Source organism: Oceanospirillum beijerinckii DSM 7166, from assembly GCF_000422425.1.
Lineage (GTDB): Bacteria > Pseudomonadota > Gammaproteobacteria > Pseudomonadales > Halomonadaceae > Oceanospirillum > Oceanospirillum beijerinckii.
In genome coordinates, this window is record NZ_AULT01000007.1 from 16,939 (window position 1) to 41,476 (window position 24,538).

A 24,538-nucleotide genomic window follows, 5' to 3' on the forward strand; every position below is an offset into this window, starting at 1 on the left:
ACAAAGCGCCTCGGCAATAAGATGAGTTGAGGCGCTATTTTTATACTGCTGCAGCTCTATTAAAGATTGAGCGCGAGGCCTCAGGCTTCCGGTTTACGACATTGCAGTAAGTAGTTTACCTGAACATCATTTTTGTCCAGTTTGTACTGTTTGGTCAACGGATTGTAGGTCATGCCAGTAATATCACCCAATTCCAGGCCTGCTGCGCGACACCAGCTGCCCAGCTCAGATGGGCGGATAAATTTGCTGAAATCGTGAGTGCCTTTTGGCAGCATGTTTAGTACATATTCCGCACCAATAATGGCAAACAGATAGGCTTTAGGGTTGCGGTTGATAGTAGAGAAAAACACCTGGCCGCCTGGTTTAACCAGTCTGGCGCAGGCTTCAATGACATTGGCAGGCTCAGGTACGTGTTCCAGCATCTCCAGACAGGTTACTACGTCGTACTGTTCCGGCTCCTGCTCAGCCAGCTCTTCTGCTGTCATGCGACGGTAGTTGATCTCCAGGCCGCTTTCCAGCTGGTGTAGTTTGGCTACGGACAGTGGTGCTTCGCCCATATCAATACCAGACACATCAGCACCACGCAGAGCCATGCTTTCACTTAGGATGCCACCACCACAGCCTACATCCAGCACTTTTTTTTCTGCCAGATTGGCGCGTTCATCAATAAAATTCAGACGCAGTGGATTGATATCATGCAGGGGTTTGAATTCACTTTCACGATCCCACCAGCGAGTAGCCAGGGCTTCAAACTTGGCCACTTCAGAAAAGTCAACGTTACGGGTGGTTTGGGTGTCAGTCATTTCGTTCTCCTGCAAGGATCTTTGCTCCCCATTCACGGGCTTTCTGTTTGAGCTGATCCGTATCAAACTGTGTCAGTTGTTTATCTTTTACCAGTTGTTCGCCATTGACCCAAACATGCTGAACCTTATCGGCCATGCGCGTATAAACCAGTTGAGAAACGGGATTATACACAGGTAGTGCTGTCAGTTGATCCAAATCCAGCGCAATAATATCGGCGGCTTTGCCAATTTCAAGACTTCCGGTTACATCATCAATGCCTAAAGCCCTGGCGCCATTAATGGTCGCCATGGCAATTGCTTCATAGGCGGGTAGGGCTGCGGCATTACCAGAAACGGCTTTGGCTAATTGAGCGGCATTTTGCATCTCACCGAACATATCCAGGTCGTTATTACTTGCTGCGCCATCGGTGCCAAGCGCTACGTTGATACCGGCTTGTTGTAGCTCATGTACCGGGCAAAAACCGCTGGCCAGCTTTAAGTTGGACTCTGGGCAATGCACAACGTTCACTTGGTACTTGGCCAGAATCTTGCGATCTTCATCATTTACCTGAGTGACATGTACCGCCTGAAAGTCTGGGCCCAGTAAACCCAGTTGTTCTAGGCGAGCAATAGGGCGAGGGCCATTTTTCTCTGCTTCAGTCACTTCAAAAGCGGTTTCATGCACATGCATCTGTACTGGTATTTGTAGTTCTTCCCGGTAACTGGCGATCTTTTTCAGCGGCTCATCTGAGACAGTGTAAGGTGCATGAGGGCCAAAAGCGATATTAATCAGCGGGTTATGACGGAAGTCGGCATGTACTTCTATCGCTTTGTGAATACCTTCTTCGGCATTGCTGGCCCAAGGTGTAGGGAAGTCCAGAATTGGGCAGCATACCTGAGCGCGCACTTTGTGTTCGCTCGCGACTTCAGCACAAACATCCGGGTAAAAATACATATCGCTAAAGCAGGTGGTGCCTGATTGCAGCATCTCGGCAATCGCCAGGCGGGTGCCATCACGGACAAAATCAGGGCTGACCCATTGACCTTCGGCAGGCCAAATATGTTTTTCCAGCCAGGTCATTAAGGGTAGATCATCTGCCAGGCCTCGGAACAGGCTCATTGCTGCATGACCATGAGCGTTAATCAGACCTGGCATCAGGGCGTGGTTATCCAGCTCCAGTTCCTGGTGCCCCTGGTAGGTTTGCTTGGCTTGGTCAGACGGCATGATAGCAATAATCTTGCCCTGATTAATCGCGACACTGTGATGCTCAAGAATAGAGCGCTCCAGATCCACTGGAATGACCCAGCGGGCATGCAACAGGGTATCCACTTGTGTTGGCATGGCAAAAATCCCGATAAATAACAAAAACTTCCGTACAGTATATGCACTTTTTGTCTTGCTGGCACTGTCGATTTTGACTGTCATAGCTATAATAGCCGCCTTTAGTTTATTTCTTTGTAGTTTTTGCTTGGAGTCGTCGATGAACGCCCCTGATTCAAAAGGTGTAGAAGCCATTATCTGGCAGAATGATTGTCTGGAATTACTGGATCAGCGCATCCTGCCAGAGCAAGAAACTTATCTTGTCTATGAAACGGCAGAGGCAGTGGCTGATGCTATCAGGGATATGGTAGTCCGTGGCGCCCCTGCAATTGGCATTACAGCTGCGTACGGTGTCGTTCTTGCGGCTCGTGCCTGTTTTGCCCGTGATAGCTTTATGTGGAAAGAGAGTATTAAAAAGTCCATTAAGGTTTTGGCAGAATCCCGTCCTACTGCAGTGAATCTGTTTTGGGCGTTGGATCGTATGGAAAAACGCATCAAGCTACTAGCAGATGATCTGGATCCGGAGCAGTCCCTGCTAAAAGAAGCTATTCAGATTCATGAGTCTGACCTGGCTGCTAACCGCACTATGGGGGAATTTGGTGCAGATATTATTGCGGCTTCACAAGATGATGGCCGTGGTGTCATGACTCATTGCAATACAGGCTCTCTGGCAACCGGTGGCATGGGGACGGCGCTGGGTGTGATTCGTACCGCATACAAAAAAGGCATTATTGACCATGTTTATGCGGATGAGACCCGTCCGTGGTTCCAGGGGTCTCGTTTGACTGCCTGGGAGTTGATGAAAGATGATATTCCTGTTTCCCTTAACGTTGAAGGTGCAGCGGCCCATATCATGAAAACTCATGATATTTCCTGGGTAATTGTCGGAGCAGACCGCATTACTGCTAATGGCGATGTGGCTAATAAGATCGGTACATACAGCCTGGCAGTGTTAGCGATGCATCATGGTGTGCGTTTTATGGTGGTTGCGCCTTCCAGTACTATCGATATGGCACTGGAGAGTGGTGAGGATATTCCCATTGAAGAGCGCGGGGCTGATGAGGTTGTTTCTGTGAAAGGGCAGCAGCTTGCTCCAGAAGGGGTTGAAGTAATCAATCCTGTATTCGATGTGACGCCTGCTGATCTGATTGATGTGATTGTGACAGAGAAAGGTGTGGTTGAACGGCCAAATCGAGAAAAGATGGAGCTGCTGATGAGTAATGATCGCTTGCACTAATCTGATTATTAAATGCTTTAATTCTCTGACTTAAAAATAACAAAAGCCGTAATATACGGCTTTTGTTTTAAACCAGCTAAATACTGCAGCATAAATGTCTTCGCCATCTCCGGCCAGTGACCGGAGATAATAAGGATATGAATGTCGAGAAAACGTCTGCTTAGGTACTTGCTGCTGACTCTATGAGTGATAGATGCTTAGTCTGTTTCACCATTTAGTAGTTTCAGTACAGCACTGGCTAATTCATTGGCGTCAAATTTAGGCAGGAAATTATCCGCGCCTACTTTTTCAACCATCGCTTTGTTAAATACGCCGCTCAAAGAGGTGTGTAATAGTACATACAGGGCTTTCATGTCCGGGTTTTCTTTAACTCGACGAGTCAGGGTATAACCGTCCATCTCTGGCATTTCGATATCTGAGATCATCATCAGATATTCATCGGTTGGGTTTCGGCCTTCCATGGTCATGTTTTCCAGGAATTGATAAGCCTCTAAACCATTTTTCAGCAGGGTACAGGTAAAACCGGCAGCCTCCAAGCAGCGTTTGATCTGATTCCGGGCTACAACCGAGTCATCAACAACTAGAACATTTTTGCTTTTTTTAGCTTGAGCTTCATCCGCGCCTGCTTCTTGCGCTTTTTGGTTCAGAGCAGTATCCAGGGCTTCCGATAGTGGTGCGTCCATCTGCTCGTTGAACGGCATGATTTCAGCGATGATTTTTTCTACATCGATGATCTCAATAATTTCATCCTGATGCTTGGAAATTGCCGTCAGGTAATGTTCTCGGCCTACACCACGTGGTGGTGGGTGAATATCACTCCACTCGATATTGATAATATGTTCAACACGATCGACCAAGAAGCCCTGCATCTTACGGTTGTATTCAGCAACGATAACACTCTTGCCACGAACTTGCTCAGAATTACCATGACCAATGGCTAATTTCAGATCCAGGATAGGCAGCGGCCCATCCATAGTGTTCGCAACGCCCAGAGCAATAGGATGACGATGTGGCATCGCCGTCAGATCCGGGCAAGTGATGATCTTTTTCACTTTGAAAACATTAATGCCGTAAAGCTGTTTGTCTTCCAAGCGAAATAAAAGCAGCTCCAGGCGGTTTTCACCTGCCAGCTGTGTTCTTTGGTTTACGCTGTGAAGAAGCTTACTCATTTCTTCAACACTCCTGTGAATCCGCCATTGCCATTAAGCTTTGTTGTAGCGCGGTTGCCCATCGGCTAGCTTCCAAATATGCCGAGTGAGCTAGATCCTTGTTAAACTGGCTGTCCACGATTTTTTGCCAGTCTACGTTTTCATAGTACATTGCACACTGCAAGGCCGCGCCTGTGCGTCCTTCCGAGTGCAGTACCGCATTCTTGATCTCGGTACTTAAAGGTAACTCTGAAAGTATCATGGCCATGGGGATGTCCAGTAATACGTCCAATAAAGATATCAAGCCTGCATTAAAGAATATTGACTCGTTGGACCAGCCGCTTGATTCTGCCAGAATTTCACACATCTTTGCCCGGTTCAGGGCCAGATAGAATAAATCTGGTGAGCGATTGGTAGACTCCGACAGGGCAATCACCAAGGTGATGCTACGCAAAGTATTCAAGCCAAGATAGATCAGTGCTTCTTTGATATTGTTGATTTTACGATTAAAACCATAATACGCAGAATTGATGAATCTTAACAGTTTATAATACAGCTGTAAGTCCTGAACGATAAGTTTTTCTAATTCTTCGAAGGAAACATTGATGTCGCCAACGAGGTTCAGAATCTCTAATGCAATCAATTTGTTACTTGGAAACCGTTTAAGTTCCGTTGTTTGAGGTCGCGGTAGATAGAGCCCTTGGGTACCTTTAATATCTAGTAGCTGTAGCTGTTGAAACAAACTGATATTATCAACACCGGAGGCTATCTTCAGCCACGTATCTCTTGGTAGTGCGTTGGATTGACTGTTTTGATAATAAGTGATTGGGGCACGGAAAAAAGAGATTTCGTCTGCCAGATAGTCGTCAAGCGGGGGAAGCTTTCCCTGATTCAGGCTGATGCCAAGCTTAGCCCCCCGCTGCTTTAAGCCACAGACTAAATTCCTGTTCATAGCGGAGATTCGATTGCTGTCACACATAAACCAGAACTGATTCAGTGGGAAGCTCAGGTCATAATACAGTTGCTGCAGGGTTTCCGCACAGGTGTGAATCATTGCAGGGCGATTGTTAAGCAGGTCGTGAATTCTTGGATCAGTCAGGGCTGATGAAACTATTTCAGGTACAGCAGGCTTAACCGAGCCCTCTTCACAGCTGACCAGTTCATAAGCCAGCACGTTAAACTGACTGTCGCATACAGGGATGCGAACAAAATGGATCAGGGGTGTATCATCTGGGTGTTGTTCCATAGCCGTCATCAAGTGTCATATCCATGTAGAGTCATCATACTCTTATTCTAGTGAAACTTATTGTTTTCAATGCAAAAAAAACTAAAAAAAGTAGTTGACCTTCAGGGATATCGGTATAAAATATGCGCCATCTATTAAATAGATCCCTGATAGCTCAGTTGGTAGAGCAGTAGACTGTTAATCTATTGGTCGCAGGTTCGAGTCCTGCTCGGGGAGCCAAATTCGAAAAGCCAGCTTTTTAGCTGGCTTTTTTTATGCCCGTAACCCAAATATAGCGCTTGTTTACAGGTTCTACCTAAGAAGGCGCAATAAAAAAGGCCTGATTACTCAGACCTCTTGGATAACCTGCTGCTTGAACAGCCCTTTATCTCTTTAATTGCAGCTTTCTGGCAGCACCTTTAACTAAAGAGTAATCGGCTCAAAATCTACCAGGGGGCTAACATCCGCGTCGTAATCAACGCCTTCAATGCCAAAACCAAAGAGCTTCAGGAACTCATCTTTGTAGAGCTGGTAATCCGTCACATCAAACAGGTTTTCTGACGTTACAGTTGGCCACAACTCACGGCAAGCTTGTTGAACATCATCACGCAGCTCCCAGTCATCCAAGCGAAGACGGTTGGTGTCATCTAACTCTGGAGCACCTTGATCATCTTTATACAGCTGGTTGCTGAACATGCGATGAATTTGCTGCATACAACCTTCATGCAGCTCTTTCTCACGCATAATTTTAAAGACCATAGCAAGGTACAGAGGCATGACAGGAATTGCGGAGCTTGCCTGAGTCACAACCGATTTCAGCACAGCAACGTTAGCACTGCCGCCCTTTTCTGATAGTTTACCGTTCAACTCGCTTGCTGCTCGATCCAAATCTTCTTTGGCTTTGCCTAATGCACCATGCCAGTAGATCGGCCAGGTGATATCGGTGCCTATGTAGGAGTAAGCAACAGTTTTGCAGTCTTCGGACAGTACGCCTGCATCAGACAGCGCATTGATCCACAGCTCCCAGTCCTCGCCGCCCATAACCGTAATGGTATCCTGAACCTCCTGCTCGGTAGCCGGTTCAATCTCAGCTTCGATGATGACATCTTTGTTGGTGTCGATAGCAGTAGAGCGATACGGTTCGCCGATTGGTTTCAGGCTGGAGCGAATCACTTCGCCGCTGTCTGGTAGCTTACGCACAGGAGAGGCCAGGGAGTAAACAACCATGTCCACAGAGCCTAAGTCCTGCTTGATTAGCTCAATCACTTTAGCCCGGGCTTCGTGAGAAAACGCATCACCATTGATGCTTTTGGCATATAAGCCTGCTTCATTGGCCAGTTTGTCGAATGCTGCAGCATTGTACCAACCTGCAGTACCGGTTTTCTTCTCTGTGCCCGGCTTTTCAAAAAACACACCCAGGGTGGCTGCCTCAGAGCCAAAAGCGGCAGCAATACGGGAAGACAAGCCATAACCACTGGAAGAGCCAATTACCAAAACTCGTTTGGGACCATTTTTAATAGGGCCTTGTGCTTTGGTGAACTCAATTTGTTCACGCACATTAGCTTCACAGCCAGCTGGGTGAGTGGTGGTACAAATAAAGCCGCGAATCTTTGGTTTAATAATCATAATTCGTCTGTGTCGTTGTCACTTTAAGTGGAGAAAAGTGCCAGGCCAGAATTTAGCTGGCGTCCATTTTGTTGGCGCTAATCATACCTTACTCTATGGCGAAGGTCTTGTGATGACAACGAATTAACTGTTTGATTAAGCTGCTTTAAGTTGACGGCTTCTCTTTTGTTGGGCTGTCGTACAACTACGGCAGTGTTTCAGGTAAACCCGTTCCAATGGTAAGTAAAACTCGGAACGAGGCAGTTTGCGAAAACAATATTCACAGGTGAAACCAGAAAAGTGCCCTGGATAACGGGTATTGCGCATGATTCAATGCTCCTGTTCTTTGTATATCGCCTCACTTTGACCTTATAAGATGACGTCTGTGTGAATTATTGTTATCAAAATGATTACAACGCAAGATTGAGCGAGTGCAGCAAATAACTGGTCCTACCAGTAGGTGTTTTGCCTTAAAGCCAATTTCTATTATTTTTTCTCCATGGTTCAATAGCGCGCTTTGATGATTTAAATGCTGAGTTATCGTTATGCTATTTGGTTTTTTAGTTCTTCTGGTCTGCCAATTTTGTGGTGAGATTATTGTGCGTTATCTGGATCTACCTTTCCCCAGCCCCGTGGTGGGGATGGTCATTTTGTTAGCGGGATTAATCATGCATGGGGAGGTGCCAAAAGGCATTCGTCAGGCCAGTGAGGGGCTTTTGTCATATCTTGCTCTTCTATTTGTTCCCGCAGGGGTGGGATTGATGGTGCATTATCAGTTGATTGCTGCAGATGGTCTAACCATCCTTACCGCTTTGATTTTGAGCACTGCAATTACCTTGCTGGTAACCGGTGTGATCCTGGATAGGCTGGCCAAAAATAAAATTACACAGGAGCAGTAAAATGGACGAGCTCAATACATTATGGGTATATCTTTCTGCCAGCCCCTTGCTCAGTATTATGGTAACGATCATCGGTTTTCTGATTGCCAGTCATATTAACCGCATGGCTGGTGGTAGTGCTTTTTTACACCCGGTAATTGTGGCAATTGCTTTGATTGTTGCTTTTTTAACCCTGGTGGGCACCAGTTATGAGCAGTACTTTGAGGGTGCGCAGTTTATCCACTTTCTACTCGGTCCTGCGACGGTTGCGCTCGCAATTCCTCTGTTTGATCATCTGGAGCGAGTAAAGCAGATGTTCTGGCCGCTGATTATCGCTTGTATTTCAGGAATCTTTACTGCAGCGTTATCCACTATTGCCATTGTGATTGCTATGGGCGGCAGTCGTGAAACGGTGCTGTCCCTGACACCAAAATCCGTTACATCACCGATTGCTATGGGTATCGCAGAAAAGATAGGGGGTTATCCGTCATTAACGGCGGGACTAGTATTGGTGACAGGTGCTATCGGTTGTGTGATCGGGCCAATCATGTTCCGTTGGTTAAAAATTGAAGACCATAGTGTGCAGGGCTTTACCATGGGTTTGGCGGCACACGGTTTTGGTACGGCTCAGAGTTTTACGGTGAGCTCTATCGCAGGTGCTTTTGCGGGTTTGGCTATGGGGTTAACGGGCATGTTGAGTGCCTTTATCTTACCGTTGTTAGTACGCTTTTTAGGTATTTGAGAGGCTGATTTCTAACGTGCTAAGTAGGCATACCGCACTTTTCCCACTAAAGCCCGTATTTTCCGGACGAAGCGAGGTTGTCGCAAAAGGGCTGGCAACGTTGATATTACAGTATTGTCAGCCTGCTACAGAGTTTACCCCTGATGGCACATCAAAAAGCACAAGTTGACCGAGATAATCAGTTTGATTTATTCGGTGCCCCTATGCCTTCCGAGCAATCAAAATGCTACACCTCTTCTTCATCGGGGCGCCAATTTATATCGCCCCCTCACCAATGCATCGCTCAAAAAAGTTTAAAAAAATGTGCTACGAGTGGGTCAATCAGCGGGTTTACATAATCTTTCTCCCGACTTACTCGCCAGAACTGAACTCAATAGAATTGCTTTGGAAAAAAATAAAGTATGAGTGGCTACCGATCTCAACAAATTTAAGCTTTAAAGACCTCTGCCAGTCAGTGAATGACATCCTAACCGACTACAGAGAGAAATATCGCATTTATCACCTATTAGTTATTATTTATCTTTATATTTTTTCAGACCTATAGTGTCGCATTAGTTTTTTATTTATTTCCGTCCTTCAACAAATTTATCTATTTTAGCGATCGGATTTAATTTTTATTTAGTGACCAACCCTATTGATATTAAATCATAAACCGAATGATATTATTGACAATTCTTTCTTGATCGGTTTGAATTCCTGGGCTTAAATTTATATATTTGTTTAAGGCCTGTTTTTGCTAAAAATACGCAGTTTAATCACTAAGGAAAGATAAATGACACTGCAACCTGCGGAAGTGAAATGTGATAATAATGGTCATTGGCAGCACCCGGATTTACCCTATTGGGAAGGAGACATTTCCAGCGTTGTTATGGAAGATTGGCTTGCGCAGTACCGACTTAGGTCAAAGGTGCTTCACTTAGATCAGGCCGAGGCTGAGCAAATTTTTAGCTCAGGCCACATTATCCGGACAAATGCCCGATATAACAGGCACAGCCTGGATCTCTATTTGGAAAAAGGATATATCATATTATCCGTTCATCGCTCTGATGAAGGTACTTTTATTTGGCTAGGGGCTAGAAAGTATTAGGTTTTAGATAGGCTTATAGCGACTTGTTTTCTGATTTTTTAATATGCAATTCAAATGACCGTTAACTGGAGGGATAGTCCGCATCAAACGCAGAAAATATGAGAAGGTGCTAGTTGATTGAAGCAAGCCTTTACCTGCAGAACAGGCAAAGGCATTAAAATAAAAGGGGCAGGTCACATACCATTAGCCCGTAAAATACGTTGTTCGATACCCTGCCTTAGTACCCCACTGTTTTTATAAACCAATGTAAATTTATCCTTGGCACGAGTAATTCCGGTATAGATCAGTTCCTTGCTTAGTACTGGTGAGTTATGTTCCGGTAGTACCAAAACAGTGTGATTAAACTCTGAACCCTGGGATTTATGCACGGTCATGGCAAACACTGTTTCAACGGCTTGTAAACGGCTAGGCAGAATCCAGCGGATACGCTCAGAGCCATCGCCCATGGGGAAAGCAACTCGCAGCATAAGCTTAAAAGAACCATCATTCTGTTTTACGGGAACTTGCAGAGTGATGCCGATATCACCGTTCATCAGTTTCAGGCTGTAATCGTTGCTGGTGACCAGTACGGGGCGACCGGAATACCAGATTTGGCTCTCACCTTTCAACTTATGACGTAAGATCTCGCGAATACGGATATTCAGCCCTTCGATACCCCAGTCGCCACGGCGCAGTGCGGCGAGTAGCTGAAAGCGGGAGTATTGTTTAATTACGCTGGCCGCCCACTGATCCAGTATGGCTTGCCGCTCGTTATCCTGTTCCGGTGCCAGAAGCGATGGCTGCTCTGTCTTTGCTCTATCTGAATTCGTGCCCTCTGAATGTGCACTTTTGTTATAAGTATCAAATGAGAGTGATAACGGTGAAGAGTTCACCATATCCAAATAAGGGCCATAACCATGACGAACCAGTTGCTCAAAGCTTCTGTCTTGCTGATCTTGAATAACCAACTGATCGATATCCGTTTGCCCTGACTTCAGTGTTTTGATTGCCTGTGAGCTTTGACACTGGTTAACGGCATCCGCCAGCTGCTTAATACCGCTGTCGTCAGAAAAGCGGTAACTCTTACGCAGCATTGCTACGGCCTGGTCCAGTTTTTTCCCCTGAATATCCTCAAATTGATCGCAGATCTGTTCTCCCGTTACCCGCTGTAGCCATTGCAGGGTTTCGGGCTGATAGTGGCCTTGATCCGCGCGTTCACACAGGCTACCCAAAACAGAACCTGCCTCTACCGAGGCCAGCTGATCTTTATCACCCAGTAGGATCAGCCGGGCTTTGGGTTTAAGCGCATCCATCAAGCGGGACATCATTTCCACATCAATCATGGAAGCTTCATCGACTACCACAATATCTGCCGTAAGTGGGTTGTGTTTATGATGGCGGAAGTGACGGCTATCAGGACGCGCGCCTAAAAGGCGATGCAGTGTAGTTACCTCGGTTGGGATATGGGCTCTAACGACTTCATCCATACCAGATCGATTATCATCGTTGAGACCTTGCAGATCCAGACTGGCGATACGACCACTGAGGGATTCATTCAGTCGGGCAGCGGCTTTACCGGTGGGAGCGGCGAGGGCGATCTGTAGACCTTGGCCGGATTGTTTCAGTGCGACAAACTGCAATAGGGCCAGCAGGTTGATAACTGTGGTCGTTTTACCCGTACCTGGGCCGCCGGTAATAATGGCAAAAGCGCTCTTGGCCGCGAGAGCACAAGCTACTTTTTGCCAGTTGGTATCCGTGGATATATCCGCGTTACCTTTCGGCTTAAACAGGTAGCTTAAGGCTTGCTGGCTATCTTGTTCTGGTAACGTAACGGACAACGATAATAAACGCTCCAGATGACTCAGAATCTCTTGCTCGTACTGCCAATAGCGGCGCAGATAGAGCAGTGGGCGAATAACCGTTTTCTCTTTTTTACCTTTGGCCGTGGCTGAAAACTCAGGCCTTAAAAACAGTACCAGAGGCGCCTGTGCTGAGTTGAGTTCTCTTTCTGTGTCCACCAGTAGATTGTTCTGCTGTAGTGTGACTTGCCATTGGGCAAGCGTTACCTGTTCCAGCAATTGATCCGGTGTCAGTACGGCTTCGGCCAGTTCTGGTAGATCTTCTGGTGGCATAGAGAGTACAAAGTTGGGGCGTTGCAGACACTGAGCCAGATCCAGACAGACATGGCCGCGACCCGTTTGATGGCTGGCCAGAGCTGCGGTCAGCAGTACCAGGGCATCCATCTCCTGGGCTTGATCTTGCAGAAAACGGGCGCAGGCCAGATCCAAGGCTCTTAACCAACCCTTGTCGACCCATTGCTGTAACAGCATCAGCATCACTTGCGGCTGCTGTAAAGCGGACTCTGCAGTGATCACAGGAGTTTTGGTCTCAGCGTTTAGCCAAGGCATTTGTATAGATTGAGAAAACATCAGCACACCTCCTGGCTGATACCGGCAAACAGCTGATCCAGTTGTTCAATTAATATTTTTGCGGGTCTATCGGCAAATACGCCCTGGCTATCGCTATGGCTACCGCGTAGGAACAGATACAGGGCTCCGCCGATATGCTGATCATAATCGTAGTTCGGTAATCGGGATTTCAGGTGTCGGTGCAACGCCAGAATATAAAGCAGATACTGCATGTCGTAACGCTTTTTCAGGATCACTTCCAGCATACTGGTGTAGTGATAGTCACTATTCTCCGGGCCGATATAGTTGGATTTCCAGTCGATCACATAATAACGGCCATCGTGTTGTACCACCAAATCGATAAAGCCTTTTAACATGCCATTGAGCTCATTGGCTAAGATCTCGGGCCGTGGTTGGCTATTTAAACTGTATTGGCGTACCAGTTGATCCATGGTTTGGGTTTTAACGTGGTGGGCTTCAAACCAGAACTCCATCTCAGCCTGGTAGATTTCAAGGGCTGAGAGTTGTAATGGTGAGCGTCTCAGTTCTGCTTGTGCAGATTGCTGAGAGATCTCGGTACAAGCACTGGCAAAAGCTTGCTCAAGGTCCCAAGGCGTTGATAAGAAATCTTCCAGCCAGAGGTTGAGCGGATTGATCCACTGTTGCCATCCCCGCAGCTGACAGCGTCGGCTGAGCATATCCAAACGGGCTATTTTATCACTTACGGCCTGATCAAAGCCTTCTTCTGCAGCCCATTCCAACAAACCGTGCAGGAAGGTACCGGCATTAGCGCCACGGGGGAATAGATGTAATTCACGTAGCTGCTGTTCGGACTCTGCATCCAGTGCAGCGGCACTGAGTTGAATATCACCAATCTGATCGGACTCTTCTTCTGCTGTGGCTTGCAGAGCGGTATCAGGCGCATCCGGCAATGATGGCGCTTCTGTTTCACTCGGCTCAAACTCATTTAAGGTGTTGAGAGAGGCAGAGCGCTCTATAGCATCACCACCTGTCACCGCACCAGTTTGTAAGCTGGAATAACTGGCGATCCACCAAGGATCTCTGGGCCGGACCTGACTAATTTGCGCATGTCCCAGAGTTTGCTGATTGATCTCTGCAAAACAAAATTCGGTCGCTTCCGGCAGCTTGCCCAGTTGGATATAGGAGGATTTTTCTGTCAGCTCAGCCAATGTCAGGTAGAGGCTTTCAGCAGTAAACTCTGCACCGCCATTCAGCAGATAACCCAGCGCCCCTTTTTCCAGTTGTGGCTTTTTGCTATTACCTACCGCCAGTGGAGCAACGCCTAACCAAGTGGCATATTTTGCGCGGGTGAGGGCAACATACAGTAGACGCAGATCTTCACTTAAACGCTCGGCATCGGCCATTAGCCAGCTTTCCGATGCGCCTTTTTTACCGGCCAGTTCCATAATGCGTTCGCCGTTATCCGGCTGATAACTGAACAGATCACTGGAGGCTTCTTTCCAGCTGGCGATAAATGGCAGAAATACCAGCGGGTACTCCAATCCTTTGGATTTATGAATGGTGACCACTTTCACCAGATCATCGTCACTTTCCAGGCGCAGGATAAACTCATCGGCGCTTTCACCAATATGTTCGGCCAGGAAGCGAATCAGGGCGAAATCACCCTCGATGGTGCTGGCGCACTCCTGTAGCCATTCCGCCAGATGCAATACGTTGGTCAGACGGCGTTCACCACCGGGTTGAGCCAGCAATCGGGCAGGAAGTTCAAAGTCGTGCAGCAAACGATGACACATCGCCAGTACACCCTGTTGCCACCACAGACGACGATATAGGCTGAACTGTTCAACCTTGCTTTCCCATGCTAATTCGTCGTGATTCAATTGGTCTAAGGCTTTAATAGGTAGGTCCAATGTACTGGTCGCCAGTGCATTTCTGAGCAGTGTATCCCGGTTGGGTTCGGCGCAGGCTTTTAGCCAGGTCAGTAGATCTTCCGCTTCCTGGGTGGCAAATACCGAATCCCGATCTGATAGATAAACACTGTTTACACTGCGGTGAGCCAAAGCCGTTTGAATAGCATCCGCTTCGGTTTTATTACGTACCAGAATAGCGATATCGCTGGGTTTGATACCTTTAATATCAAGAACTTCTGTGTCTGAGGTTTGTTGATTGGAAACAGAACTAAAACCGGCTTGGTTTTGCTGGCCCAGATTAAGCAAACGTACAATTTCGCTGGCACTGCTTTCGGCCATAGCAGTACGGTAGAGGGTACTGCCAACCTTCTCTGCGCCTTCTTCCGGCAGCAGATACCATAGCTGCATGGCTGGAGCCGTCTGACCCTGAACGATAAAGCTATCACCTTTGCCTTGAGCATCTACGGCTTCAAACGGTAGCTCATCCCCCTGAAAGCGGAAAGGGCCAAAGGCATAGTTTTTTGCTTGCTCAAACAGCGTATTGGTGGCCTCAACCACGCCCTGTGTAGAGCGGAAGTTTTTCTTGAGCGTATGGTGACGGCCTTCAGTCGCAGACTTTGCCTGTAGATAGGTATAGATGTCCGCTCCCCGAAAGGCGTAAATCGCCTGCTTGGGGTCACCAATCAGTATTAGGCCATTATCGGGATTGTTCTCTTCCAGTTTGTAGGCCGTATTAAAAATACGGTATTGAATCGGATCGGTATCCTGAAACTCATCAATCAGGGCGACAGGGAACTGTTGGCGAATACTCGCTGCCAAGGCTTCACCCTGATCACCTTGCAGTGCCTGATCCAGTTGGCTGAGCAGATCACCAAAGCCCATTTGTGCTTTGGCTTGTTGGCGCTGGTTAAAGGTGTTTTGACACCAGAGGGCGGCATGGATTAACAGCTCTTGTTTTAAGCTGCTGCCGTCGGTTTCTTCGCTCAGGGCATCCTGCCACTGTTTAATGGCGGTAAATACCGGGAAATCCGGTTCAGGTTGATCCTTGCCTTTTTTATAGGCAAAACGACCACTGGCAAAGTTAACCAGTTTGGATGGGGCTTTTTGGCCCTGTGACCAATCCGCAATCTCCGCTAAAAAGGCGTTAAATTTATCCGGTTTGCTGGAGTTATGTTTGGTGCCATTTAAGCTGGGTTGCAGCTCAGTCAGGGCTTGCTCAATACCTGCTTTATCTTTTAACCATAGGCTTCTGGCGTTGTTTTCCAGCTCAATCAGCTGGTTTTGATGGGTGAGTTCCTGCAATAGCCTGTCTGTAACATTAAACTCACCGTTAAGCTCATGGCCCTGATAGTAAATCCGGCCCGAACTGATCTTTAACAAGGGGAGTAAAGCGTGTTTAAGCGCATCGGGGCTCGGAAAATTCTGCAACACCAGCAGGGCTGCTTCAGGTCTTAGAGAATAGAAGTGACTGCGCCAGTAATCCTGTACCACCTGTTCCAGTAGCTCTGATTGATCGGTAACCAGTTCCTGATCAAACAGGCTGCCACTGTGAAACGCATGCTCGTGCAGCATACGATGACACCAACCGTGGATGGTGGAGATAGACGACTCATCCATCCATTCAGCGGCTTGAATCAGCTGGCGTGTGCACTGGCTGTACTGTTCCGGTTCGATATCCTGACGTAGATGGACCAGAGGATTACCGCTGTCATCCTCTTTCAAATCATCAAACTCGCTTTCAGTTAACGCAAAGATATCTGCCGCTTCAACCAGCTTGGCGCGGATACGGTCTCTTAGTTCCTGAGTGGCAGCATCGGTAAAGGTTACCACCAGAATTTCGGGTGGCATCAATGGTCGTTGATAGCCATTTTCGCCGCCATGGCCCAGTACCAGACGAGTGTATAAGTGAGCCAGGGTAAAGGTTTTACCGGTACCGGCACTGGCCTCAATCAGCTGACTGCCTTTTAGGGGAAAGCGAATCAGATCCAGTTGCTGGCTCATAGGTTATCCTCTGGGTCGTTAATGCGAATATCGTGGCCTATTAAAGGGCCGTAAATCGTGTCGGCAAGACTCTCAATCTGCGCATGCTGTAGCGCTAAGAAATCTGGCCAAAAGCGGGCAAAGGCGCTATGACTGTTGATCTCACCTTCACGCATATAGTTACCTTCATACATTTCCTGAGGTTTAGCGCCTTCAAACAGAGTGGCAATGGCGGTTTTGCACGGCAATGGCAGTGGTTGATTTAAGCCGATCGTCAGCTGAGCCATAATACGCTTTAGCTGTAGTGCTGCTTGTTCACCGTTCATGGGTTGTAAGCTCAGATCACCGGTCACCGAGATAATACGGGTTTCTGTTGGTGCGGCTAACTGAGCCGCCAGATGCAGAACCCAGTAACGTAACAGCACGTGCCAGCGGAAGCGGGTTTTAGCATCGGGCAGGGTGCTGGTTTCCATCAATAACTGTACCCGGCTACCGTTTTCTCTGAGTAACAGGCCACTGACCTGATCATTCAGGGTGATTGACTCACTGGCCGTTTTTTTCTTATTAACAGTATCTGTGTTCACATCTGTATTTGCTGGATCATTTTCACAGACATTTGTTGAGCCATTTACGGAGCTTCGGCCATTATTGAACTCACCACTATCGATACCGCTAAGAGCCACAAGCTCATCTGATTGAATCGTTAGATGTATATTTTCTACTGCGTCCAGTTGCAACAGAGGCAAACGGGCTTGCTGATAGCTTTGTAGTGCCGGTAACAGCTCATTAAACAGATGCTTTTTAACCACTTCGGCAAATGGCCCCATAGGCAGCTGGCCGCTTCGTTCTGCTTTGACAAATAACTGCTGTAATAGATGGTCGCAGTTCAGCCTTGGCGCTTGATAAAGCTGTTGAGTTAACTCACTGATCATCTGATGGGTGAGCTGCCACTGTTCCAGTGCATTAAAACCAAAACGTTCTTCGTCCGCTGAGGTTAGATCTTCAGCAAAGAAATTGACTTTGAGTCTATGGTGATAGAAGAACTTCACTGGATTTTTCAGAAAATCACTCAGCTGTTTCAGGTTCAGTCCGCCTTCCGGTAACACAAAAGGTAGTGCTGCGGTCTGAGCTTGCAGGGATAGCTCTTGTTGAGCAGATTCCTGTGGGTTATGCATCTGTCGCCATTCACTGGCATAGGTGAATAGCCGTGGGTCACGATTATCCGCAAAGTAGTTTTTACTGAAGGGTTGTAACGGGTGCTCTGTCGTCAGGGCATCCAATAGGCGCTCACCGCTTTCACGACGTTCATTTAAACGCTCAGGTTTGACTTCTCCCGCCAGGTGCCAACCTGCAGCAATATGATCTCTCAACTGACCAACTAACACAGAAGGTGGGCGCTCGGTATTATCGCGAATACTGCGACCGACCCAGCTGATATAAAGTTTTTCCCGTGCGGATAACATCGCTTCCAGGAACAGGTAGCGGTCATCTTCCCGGCGGGAGCGGTCACCGGGGCGATAATCACTGGCCATAAGGTCAAAATCAGTAGGTTTGCGACTTCTCGGGTAGTCACCGTCGTTCATACCGAGCAGATAGACCTGTTTAAACGGGATGGCACGCATCGGCATCAGGGTGGCAAAGTTCACTGAACCACCAAGGAATTTCTGTGTTAGAGAAGGTTGGTCGATACCGGTTAACAGAGATTCCCGTACTGCGAAGAGCGGTAGGGTTTGTTCCAATGCGGCCAGTTCACAAGCGGCCAGCCAGTTTTCCAGAGCCAGGGTAAAATTAGTCAGCAGGGTTGTATCCTGGGCGTTACTGGCCTGGAAGAAATCCGCAATCATCTGCTGAATCAGCTGTGCCCAGATTTTAGGCGGGTGATCTTTGCTTAACAGACGATTATAGTGATCCAGCAGTTGAATCAGTTGGGCCAGAGGGCCAATTAGGGCCGCTTCCAAGCCGCCAATTTCGGAGTAGGGCTCAATCTCATGCCACTCGGTGGTGCCGTTCATATAACCCAGCAACATACGCTTCAGGCCAAAGTACCAGCTGTTTTGGGTTAGAGCTTCAGGGATACCAAAGGGTGCTCTATGCTGATGATCCAAGCCCCAGCGAATATTTGCCCCTTCAACCCACTGCTTGAGTTTGGGTAGATCATTCTGGTTAATGCCCAAACGGTTCGCCAGTGCAGGCACTTCCAGTAGGGTTAAAACATCGCTGACATTGATACGGGACTCCGGTAACCGGAACAGAGTTTCCAGGCCCGCCATCATAGGGTTGCTATGGCGCTGGCCTTGATCCGAAATAGCAAAGGGAATAAAACGATTTTTATCGTCCGGTGAGATACGGCCAAACACAGCTTTAATATGGGGCGCATAGCGATTGATATCCGGCACCATGACCAGAATATCTCTGGGTTTTAATTCCGGCTTCGCATCAAGGCCTAAACCACCATTGGCACGATTAAACTCGGCCAGTAGCTGATCATACAGAATCTCCACTTCCCGCAGTGGGCTATGGGCGATATGAAAGACCAGACTGGTATCCTGCGCCGGTTGTAGCTCACAAGCGAGTGATCGACGTTCACTGATTGGGCGCAGTTCAAAGATGTCATCCTGAATCTGTTGCAGCAGTCCCGGTTCAGACTGATCGGGTAGCGATTCAACGGGTGACTCAAACAGATCGATTTTCAGATTGGCCTGATTGAAATGGGTTTCGTACTGGCTACGCTCATCCCGTTCATCCAATAGACGGATATAGTCCCGGCCCTGTTTACCCCAGGCTGCTAACAAAGGGTGGCCATAGAGATGCATATCTTCCTCAGAAACTCCTTTTGGCGGCTCCTTTGACTGCATCCTTTTATAGTTTTGCCGAAACAGCTCTTTACCTTCAATCAGATCACCCCAGAAATGCTGACAAGGGTTATGCACGCAGAGCACTACCTGGGTGAGATGAGAGATCGCTTCTAATGCTTCAAGCATCTGTTGAGGTAAGGACGAGATACCAAAAACAATAACCCGTCTGGGTAGTTTCTTTGGTCTTTGTTTAATAAATAATTGTTTAGCTCTTACTATAAAAGCTTGATGTATATTGGATCGACTTAATAGCTCTTTATTGATTAATGAATTATTAATAATACCACCTGATAACTCATCTTGTTTTGATATTAAATACTGTGTTTCCCACAGTTCAATTTGTTGTTCAATATCTTGTATCAATTGACGCCATAATGCCGGCTGCCACTCTTGCCCCTGAGGGATTTCACGGATCAGATCTCTCAGACCGTCTGGTAACTCATCACGATTCTCTGACCAGGCTGACAGCCAGTCTGAGCGATAAACCTGATATTGGTCAAACAGATCAGATAACTGTGCGGCAAGTTGATAAAGACGTCTCTGGTCTTGATCTTCTGCCATAAATTGGCGTAAAGGTTGATACAGTTCGTATTGTGCGTCTGTTTCAGGCAGCTGATTAATCTGATGCAGAATACGCATCAATCTCCACGTTAATGGGGCTTTGTCAAAAGGAGAAGCTGAGGGCAGATTTTCTAATATAGCTTGGTAACAACGCCATAAAAAACGTGCAGGCAAGGTGACATCTAGAGCCGCAGAGATTCCGATTCCAGAATCAATATCGCTACTGGCATTATTAGAGTCTTTAGCAAGGGCCAGTTTTAACCATTGCGCGATACCGTTACTCTGAACAAGGATAACTTCATTTTCGAGAGGGGCAAGAGGGGTTTGATTGCACCAATCGACGATTAATTGACGCAGTTGTTCCAGCTGGTTTCCCTGAATCACCATAAACCCGGGTTGAATAAAGGATGAGGAATCTTGATTTTGAGTGATCTCAGGCATAAATTTTTTCCTGCTCTGGCCGATATTGAGTTAAGCCGCTGTTTAGCACGCAATTCTATCGAACTGTTGTATCTGTTTCCTGTGAAAATTGTTCTCTTATATGGGCAAGAGTTCAGACTGAGCCTTTATTCATTTTATTACTTTCGACCTATCATTTACCTGCATGTTTGTCTATCCCGGGCTTATAAGTGATCCGAAGTGTAACAAAATGTAAAAACTGATACTAATAACTTTAAAAATATCAGGATTTACTAGGGTTTTTACCAGTATAATATCTGTGTTTTTAATACTACTATAAATGGAATTAATCTAACCCATTAAGAGACAGAAAAGGACTGACTATCATGGCCGATACATCTTTGCGTTACCTTATTCTGCTGGGGTTGTTGCCAAAACAGCGTCCTGGTATTGGGACCTATGAGATTCAACAGCAACTAAAGAAAAAAGGTTATGAAGTAACTCAGCGTACCATTCAAAGAGACCTGGAAAAGCTGAGTAGTGACTTCCCAATCAAAGCGGATCCAAAAGGTAATAAAAACTTATGGCGCTTTGCTGATAATGCCAAGCCTGTAGTATTACCGAATATCGACTTGCAAGGGGCGATTACTTTAAAACTGGCACAGCATGAACTGAGCAGTGAAGTGCCCCATAGTGTACACAGTTTCTTACAGCCTTATTTTCCTCTGGCTGATAAAATTTTAAAACAGGATAAAGGCAAGGGAGCTATATCGGAAAAAATAGCAGTGTTACCCAGTGGCTATGCGCTGCCGAAACCTGTGATAAAACCGTCAATCTCTGAAGAGATGACCCAAGCTGTAATGGATGAGCTTCAATGTGAGATTCGTTATCAGTCTGATATGAATCAGTCCAGTAAAAAACTGCTGGTCCATCCGTTGGCAATCGTGGTTAAAGAACCCGTGACGTATCTGCTGGCTGTGATTGACGGTCACAACGAAGTCAGTCAATTACCAATCCACCGTATTACTTCTGTGAAGGTTCAGGCACGGGTAGTTGAAGAGCCGGAAGATTTCTCTCTGCAGGATTATATCCAACAAGGTCACTTTGGTGTGGTGACGGATAAAGAGAGCATTAATCTGCATTTGAAAGCAGGTCCTGCTCTGGGGCAGATCCTGAAAGACAGCCCGCTGAGTGCTGATCAGGTCATTGACTCTGCAGATGATTATAGCTGTGAGATCAAGGCAAGCGTTGATAACAGCGAAGAGCTGAAGCGTTGGTTGATCGGCTGGGGAGAAGAGGTTGAAGTGTTGGCCCCGCAGTCTCTGCGTCAGGCTATTACTGAAACCACCCGCAACCTGATGGCACGTTATCTTACCGAAAGTAATCTGCCAGAGCCTGCATAAACACTCTGTTCTGTTTACCAATGATTGAGAGATAAGGGCCCACTCTGTTAATAGTGGGCCCTTTTGGTTGATAGAGCCCCTTTTAGTTGAGCGTTCTGTCAGCACATCATAACCCTCAGAAAAACTAAACCTTTTGCAGATCAACAGGCAAAAAGCGTAAAGCTGTGCAATGATAAAAAGGTGATGGGACGAGGAGAAACCTATGCTGCCGGATCATTGGAGTACAGAAGGACGCATTGCTGGACTAAAGCAACTGGATCAGTATGACTGGGATATTGTTATTATCGGCGGAGGAATATCCGGTGCCGGGCTACTGTTTGAGGCCAGCCGCAGAGGCTACAAAGCCCTGCTATTAGAGAAAGACGATTTTGCTTCCGGCTCATCCAGCCAATCCAGTAAACTGGTGCACGGTGGCATCCGCTATCTCACATCCGGTCAGTTTACCCTCACCAGAGAAGCCGTTAAGGCACGCGAAAGACTGTGTCAGCAGTTACCGGGCTTAGTCAACCATCTACCCATGATTATGCCGCACTACCATGAACGCCCACCCCGTCGCGCCAGCTTCCGTTTATTGATGTGGTGTTACGATGCCTTAGCCGGAAAGAAGCTGCATCGCAATCTATCGACTGAAGAGATGCAACAAAATGCGCCACTACTAAGAAACCAAGGTTGCTATGCAGCGACCGAGTTTAAAGATGCCCTGACCGATGATGCCCGCCTGACCCTACGCGTCCTGCTGGAGGCCAATCAACTAGGTGGCACCGCCTATAACTACAGCAAAGTGGAACGGGTAGAGAATACCGGCAAGGATTATCAGGTCTATATACAAGCCGAACACTTTGGTGCACTGCATGTTAATTGCCGCCAAGTGATCCATGCCACCGGAGCCTGGACGCAAACTCCGGGAGACGAATTAGTCCCCTATCAGGTCCGACCACTCAGAGGGAGTCATTTGCTCTTCTCAGCAGAAAAGTTACCCTTAGAAAAAGGCGTCTGCCTGTTCCATCCCAGCGATCAACGTCTGATGTTTGCCCTCCCCTGGATGGGTTACACACTTGTTGGCACCACAGATCTGGATCATATGGAATCACTGGATAACGACGTACGTATCCAACCGGATGAGCAAGCCTATATCTACAAAGCCCTACATCACTATTTCCCCGGCGCATCTCTGACTTACGACGATTGTATCAGCGCCTGGTCCGGTGTAAGACCCGTACTCAGTGATCCATCAGATGATGGACTTCGCCCTTCAGATGTCGCCAGAGAGCATAAAATCTGGCGCTATCAGGGACAGCTCTACCTATGCGGTGGCAAACTCACCACCTTTCAGGTTATGGCCAAAGACGCTATCGATCAGTTGGACTTCCAACCGCTAAATAGCATCCCAAAACCCTGGCCAGAGCTGGGGGCCAATACTCGCAACCAAGGCAGCCTACCCGTCCCCGAAGCCCTGATTCAACTATATGGCGCCGATGCAGACCAACTTAATGAAGCAGAACCTGCCCTCGAAAAAATCCCAGAAACTCCACACTACTGGGCCGAACTGCACTGGGCACTCAGATATCTGGCTATCAGCCACCTTGATGATCTCTTGATCAGACGCACCCGTATCGGACTGTTTTTCTCCGATGGCGGCGAACACCTGATACCTGAACTGAAAACACTATGCGAAGAATATCTCAATTGGACAGAACAGCAGTTTGAAAAAGAATGGGACCGATATCAGACACTGCATAAGCGCTTTTATCAGCCTTATAGATAAGCACAACCTCTAACTAGCGCTATAGAGTGACTCAATTCTCCTGTTTACCCTAAAGAGCTGTGTCGCAATTATGTTGACATATGCCGATCACTAACCGGGCAGACTTAACAACCAAACCATGATGTTAATGGTTAGAAATGAGAACAGAGTAGCCGGCAGCAGCACTGCAGCACATAGGCTGCCCATATTGTAGCGCTGGCCGATCACGGCAAAGATGCTGAACATTGGCATACAAGCCAGTACCAGAGCCACACCTTGGAAGACCGGGTCCATCGGTGGCATCAGTAACATCATCAGGAAGATACACGCCGGGTGCAGGATCAGTTTAGCGGCGACGAGAATACCGATATCCTGCATCATACCTCTGACTTTAATACCCACCAAAATACCACCGATAGTAAACAGGGCGACGCCTCCTACGGTGACGGCAAACATATCAACCACTTTAGTGACTACTGGTGGTAACTGGATCGATAGCAAGGAGCATAAAACCCCCAGCGCGATAGCGATAATAATAGGATTTTTCAGCAACTGAGGCAGTGATTGCAGCAGGGCTTTAACAAAACGCTCATCTTTTTTACCGCCGGTATCCGCCAGCGCCAATGCTAACGGCATCAAAAAGAAGTTTTCGACAATTAACGTCAGGGCAAAGGGCACCAGAGCGGCTGGGCCAAATAGCTGGAAAATAATGGGATAGCCGACCATCAGGCTGTTTGAAAAGCTGGAACCCATGCCAAACATAGCGCTTTCGGTAAGGGATTTCCTACGATAGACCTTGGCGTACATCAAGATCAGACTAAAGGCCAATAAAGACCCCAGACCATAAGTCAGCAGGTAATCTAAGTGCAGAATATCCTGGAAAGATCTTTCACTTAACGCCTTAAAGATCGCTGCTGGCAGACCAAAATTAACGACAAAGGCTCCTAAGGTGCGCATCCCCTCTTTTTGAAGAATGCCGTAGCGTACTGCGCCATAACCGATCAGGATCAGGATAAAGATTGGACTGGTGATGGAGAGCACATATAAAAAGCCGTTTTGATCAAGCATAGCCAGTGTCGTATTAGTGAGTGTGCACGAAGGCTACTGCAAAAGCATAAATTAGTAAACATGTTAAGTATTTCTCTGGCAGGCCCACAAAAAAAGTCAGAACAGCGCAGACGAAAAAAAAGGGAAGCAAATGCTTCCCCAAAGGTTGATGAGTGTGACGATAGTCCCGTCAGATCAATTTGCATTACGCAAGATTGGCACTTATTAAGAGTCTGTCCTCAGAC

At 47.2% G+C, this 24,538-nt stretch carries 16 protein-coding genes and 1 tRNA gene; 8 read left to right on the top strand and 9 right to left on the bottom strand.

Annotated elements, in window-relative coordinates; all coding sequences use genetic code 11:
* Window positions 1-80: 80 nt before the first annotated feature.
* Window positions 81-803: a bifunctional 2-polyprenyl-6-hydroxyphenol methylase/3-demethylubiquinol 3-O-methyltransferase UbiG gene (gene ubiG / locus H579_RS0101730; RefSeq protein WP_028299227.1), complete on the bottom strand. Its 723-nt coding sequence runs from the start codon at window positions 801-803 to the stop codon at window positions 81-83.
* A complete protein-coding gene (locus H579_RS0101735) occupies window positions 796-2,124 on the bottom strand; it encodes a TRZ/ATZ family hydrolase (RefSeq protein ID WP_028299228.1) in 1,329 nt (442 codons plus the stop codon). Before H579_RS0101735 ends, ubiG begins: the two co-directional genes overlap by 8 nt.
* A gap of 139 nt (window positions 2,125-2,263) precedes the next feature.
* Here H579_RS0101735 and mtnA point away from each other — a divergent pair, with 139 nt between their 5' ends.
* Window positions 2,264-3,340, top strand: a complete 1,077-nt coding sequence (mtnA, locus tag H579_RS0101740) for an S-methyl-5-thioribose-1-phosphate isomerase (protein WP_028299229.1) — start codon at window positions 2,264-2,266, stop codon at window positions 3,338-3,340.
* A 197-nt stretch (window positions 3,341-3,537) separates the two neighbouring features.
* Here mtnA and H579_RS0101745 read toward each other — a convergent pair whose 3' ends face one another.
* Window positions 3,538-4,509, bottom strand: coding sequence for a chemotaxis protein CheV (locus H579_RS0101745; protein WP_028299230.1), 972 nt, complete (start codon window positions 4,507-4,509; stop codon window positions 3,538-3,540).
* A 4-nt stretch (window positions 4,510-4,513) separates the two neighbouring features.
* Window positions 4,514-5,662: an EAL and HDOD domain-containing protein gene (locus tag H579_RS27525; protein ID WP_157834533.1), complete on the bottom strand. Its 1,149-nt coding sequence runs from the start codon at window positions 5,660-5,662 to the stop codon at window positions 4,514-4,516.
* Between the two features lie 215 nt (window positions 5,663-5,877).
* On the opposite strand from H579_RS27525, the gene H579_RS0101755 reads away from it, so the two are divergent.
* Window positions 5,878-5,953 (top strand) — tRNA-Asn (locus H579_RS0101755).
* Between the two features lie 183 nt (window positions 5,954-6,136).
* Here H579_RS0101755 and fabV read toward each other — a convergent pair.
* Window positions 6,137-7,339, bottom strand: coding sequence for an enoyl-ACP reductase FabV (gene fabV, locus H579_RS0101760; RefSeq protein ID WP_028299232.1), 1,203 nt, complete (start codon window positions 7,337-7,339; stop codon window positions 6,137-6,139).
* A 524-nt stretch (window positions 7,340-7,863) separates the two neighbouring features.
* Between fabV and H579_RS0101765 the strand changes: the two genes are divergently transcribed.
* The 4 genes from H579_RS0101765 (at window position 7,864) to H579_RS23865 (ending at window position 10,025) form a co-directional block, all read left to right on the top strand.
* The gene (locus tag H579_RS0101765) at window positions 7,864-8,217 is read left to right on the top strand and encodes a CidA/LrgA family protein (protein WP_036565067.1); all 354 of its coding nucleotides are present in this window, start codon (window positions 7,864-7,866) and stop codon (window positions 8,215-8,217) included.
* 1 nt (window position 8,218) lies between these two features.
* On the top strand, window positions 8,219-8,938 hold the full coding sequence (locus H579_RS0101770; RefSeq protein ID WP_028299234.1) for an LrgB family protein: 720 nt from the start codon (window positions 8,219-8,221) through the stop codon (window positions 8,936-8,938).
* A gap of 274 nt (window positions 8,939-9,212) precedes the next feature.
* Window positions 9,213-9,482, top strand: coding sequence for a transposase (locus H579_RS30025; RefSeq protein ID WP_425411331.1), 270 nt, complete (start codon window positions 9,213-9,215; stop codon window positions 9,480-9,482).
* Window positions 9,483-9,710: 228 nt separating this feature from the next.
* Window positions 9,711-10,025 (top strand): hypothetical protein, encoded by a 315-nt coding sequence (locus H579_RS23865; protein WP_036565068.1) that lies wholly within the window; start codon window positions 9,711-9,713, stop codon window positions 10,023-10,025.
* Window positions 10,026-10,198: 173 nt separating this feature from the next.
* On the opposite strand, the gene recD is transcribed toward H579_RS23865, so the two are convergent.
* Genes recD through recC form a run of 3 tightly spaced genes read right to left on the bottom strand, consistent with a single transcriptional unit; the run spans window position 10,199 to window position 20,141 of the window.
* A complete protein-coding gene (gene recD, locus H579_RS0101785; protein WP_211224645.1) occupies window positions 10,199-12,433 on the bottom strand; it encodes an exodeoxyribonuclease V subunit alpha in 2,235 nt (744 codons plus the stop codon).
* Window positions 12,433-16,305 (bottom strand): exodeoxyribonuclease V subunit beta, encoded by a 3,873-nt coding sequence (recB, locus tag H579_RS0101790; RefSeq protein WP_028299236.1) that lies wholly within the window; start codon window positions 16,303-16,305, stop codon window positions 12,433-12,435. Before recB ends, recD begins: the two co-directional genes overlap by 1 nt.
* Window positions 16,302-20,141 carry an exodeoxyribonuclease V subunit gamma gene (gene recC / locus H579_RS0101795; RefSeq protein ID WP_051227220.1) on the bottom strand — a complete coding sequence of 1,280 codons (3,840 nt, stop codon included), beginning with the start codon at window positions 20,139-20,141 and terminating at the stop codon, window positions 16,302-16,304. Before recC ends, recB begins: the two co-directional genes overlap by 4 nt.
* A 344-nt stretch (window positions 20,142-20,485) precedes the next feature.
* On the opposite strand from recC, the gene H579_RS0101800 reads away from it, so the two are divergent.
* Window positions 20,486-21,502 carry a helix-turn-helix transcriptional regulator gene (locus tag H579_RS0101800; RefSeq protein ID WP_028299238.1) on the top strand — a complete coding sequence of 339 codons (1,017 nt, stop codon included), beginning with the start codon at window positions 20,486-20,488 and terminating at the stop codon, window positions 21,500-21,502.
* Window positions 21,503-21,704: 202 nt separating this feature from the next.
* Entirely contained in the window at window positions 21,705-23,267 is a 1,563-nt protein-coding gene (locus H579_RS0101805) for a glycerol-3-phosphate dehydrogenase/oxidase (RefSeq protein WP_051227221.1), read from the top strand.
* A 90-nt stretch (window positions 23,268-23,357) separates the two neighbouring features.
* Here the strand turns inward: H579_RS0101805 and H579_RS0101810 are convergent, their stop codons facing one another.
* Window positions 23,358-24,314 (bottom strand): AEC family transporter, encoded by a 957-nt coding sequence (locus H579_RS0101810; protein ID WP_028299240.1) that lies wholly within the window; start codon window positions 24,312-24,314, stop codon window positions 23,358-23,360.
* Window positions 24,315-24,538 lie beyond the last annotated feature (224 nt).

Bases quoted from the DNA above. Each gene is read 5' to 3' on its own strand.
- recB (WP_028299236.1), bottom strand. From the start codon at position 16,305: ATGAGCCAGCAACTGGATCTGATTCGCTTTCCCCTAAAAGGCAGTCAG.
- H579_RS0101735 (WP_028299228.1), bottom strand. From the start codon at position 2,124: ATGCCAACACAAGTGGATACCCTGTTGCATGCCCGCTGGGTCATTCCA.
- ubiG (WP_028299227.1), bottom strand. From the start codon at position 803: ATGACTGACACCCAAACCACCCGTAACGTTGACTTTTCTGAAGTGGCC.
- H579_RS0101765 (WP_036565067.1), top strand. From the start codon at position 7,864: ATGCTATTTGGTTTTTTAGTTCTTCTGGTCTGCCAATTTTGTGGTGAG.
- recD (WP_211224645.1), bottom strand. From the start codon at position 12,433: ATGTTTTCTCAATCTATACAAATGCCTTGGCTAAACGCTGAGACCAAA.
- H579_RS0101805 (WP_051227221.1), top strand. From the start codon at position 21,705: ATGCTGCCGGATCATTGGAGTACAGAAGGACGCATTGCTGGACTAAAG.
- H579_RS23865 (WP_036565068.1), top strand. From the start codon at position 9,711: ATGACACTGCAACCTGCGGAAGTGAAATGTGATAATAATGGTCATTGG.
- H579_RS0101745 (WP_028299230.1), bottom strand. From the start codon at position 4,509: ATGAGTAAGCTTCTTCACAGCGTAAACCAAAGAACACAGCTGGCAGGT.
- mtnA (WP_028299229.1), top strand. From the start codon at position 2,264: ATGAACGCCCCTGATTCAAAAGGTGTAGAAGCCATTATCTGGCAGAAT.
- H579_RS0101770 (WP_028299234.1), top strand. From the start codon at position 8,219: ATGGACGAGCTCAATACATTATGGGTATATCTTTCTGCCAGCCCCTTG.
- fabV (WP_028299232.1), bottom strand. From the start codon at position 7,339: ATGATTATTAAACCAAAGATTCGCGGCTTTATTTGTACCACCACTCAC.
- H579_RS0101800 (WP_028299238.1), top strand. From the start codon at position 20,486: ATGGCCGATACATCTTTGCGTTACCTTATTCTGCTGGGGTTGTTGCCA.
- H579_RS0101810 (WP_028299240.1), bottom strand. From the start codon at position 24,314: ATGCTTGATCAAAACGGCTTTTTATATGTGCTCTCCATCACCAGTCCA.
- recC (WP_051227220.1), bottom strand. From the start codon at position 20,141: ATGCCTGAGATCACTCAAAATCAAGATTCCTCATCCTTTATTCAACCC.
- H579_RS30025 (WP_425411331.1), top strand. From the start codon at position 9,213: ATGCATCGCTCAAAAAAGTTTAAAAAAATGTGCTACGAGTGGGTCAAT.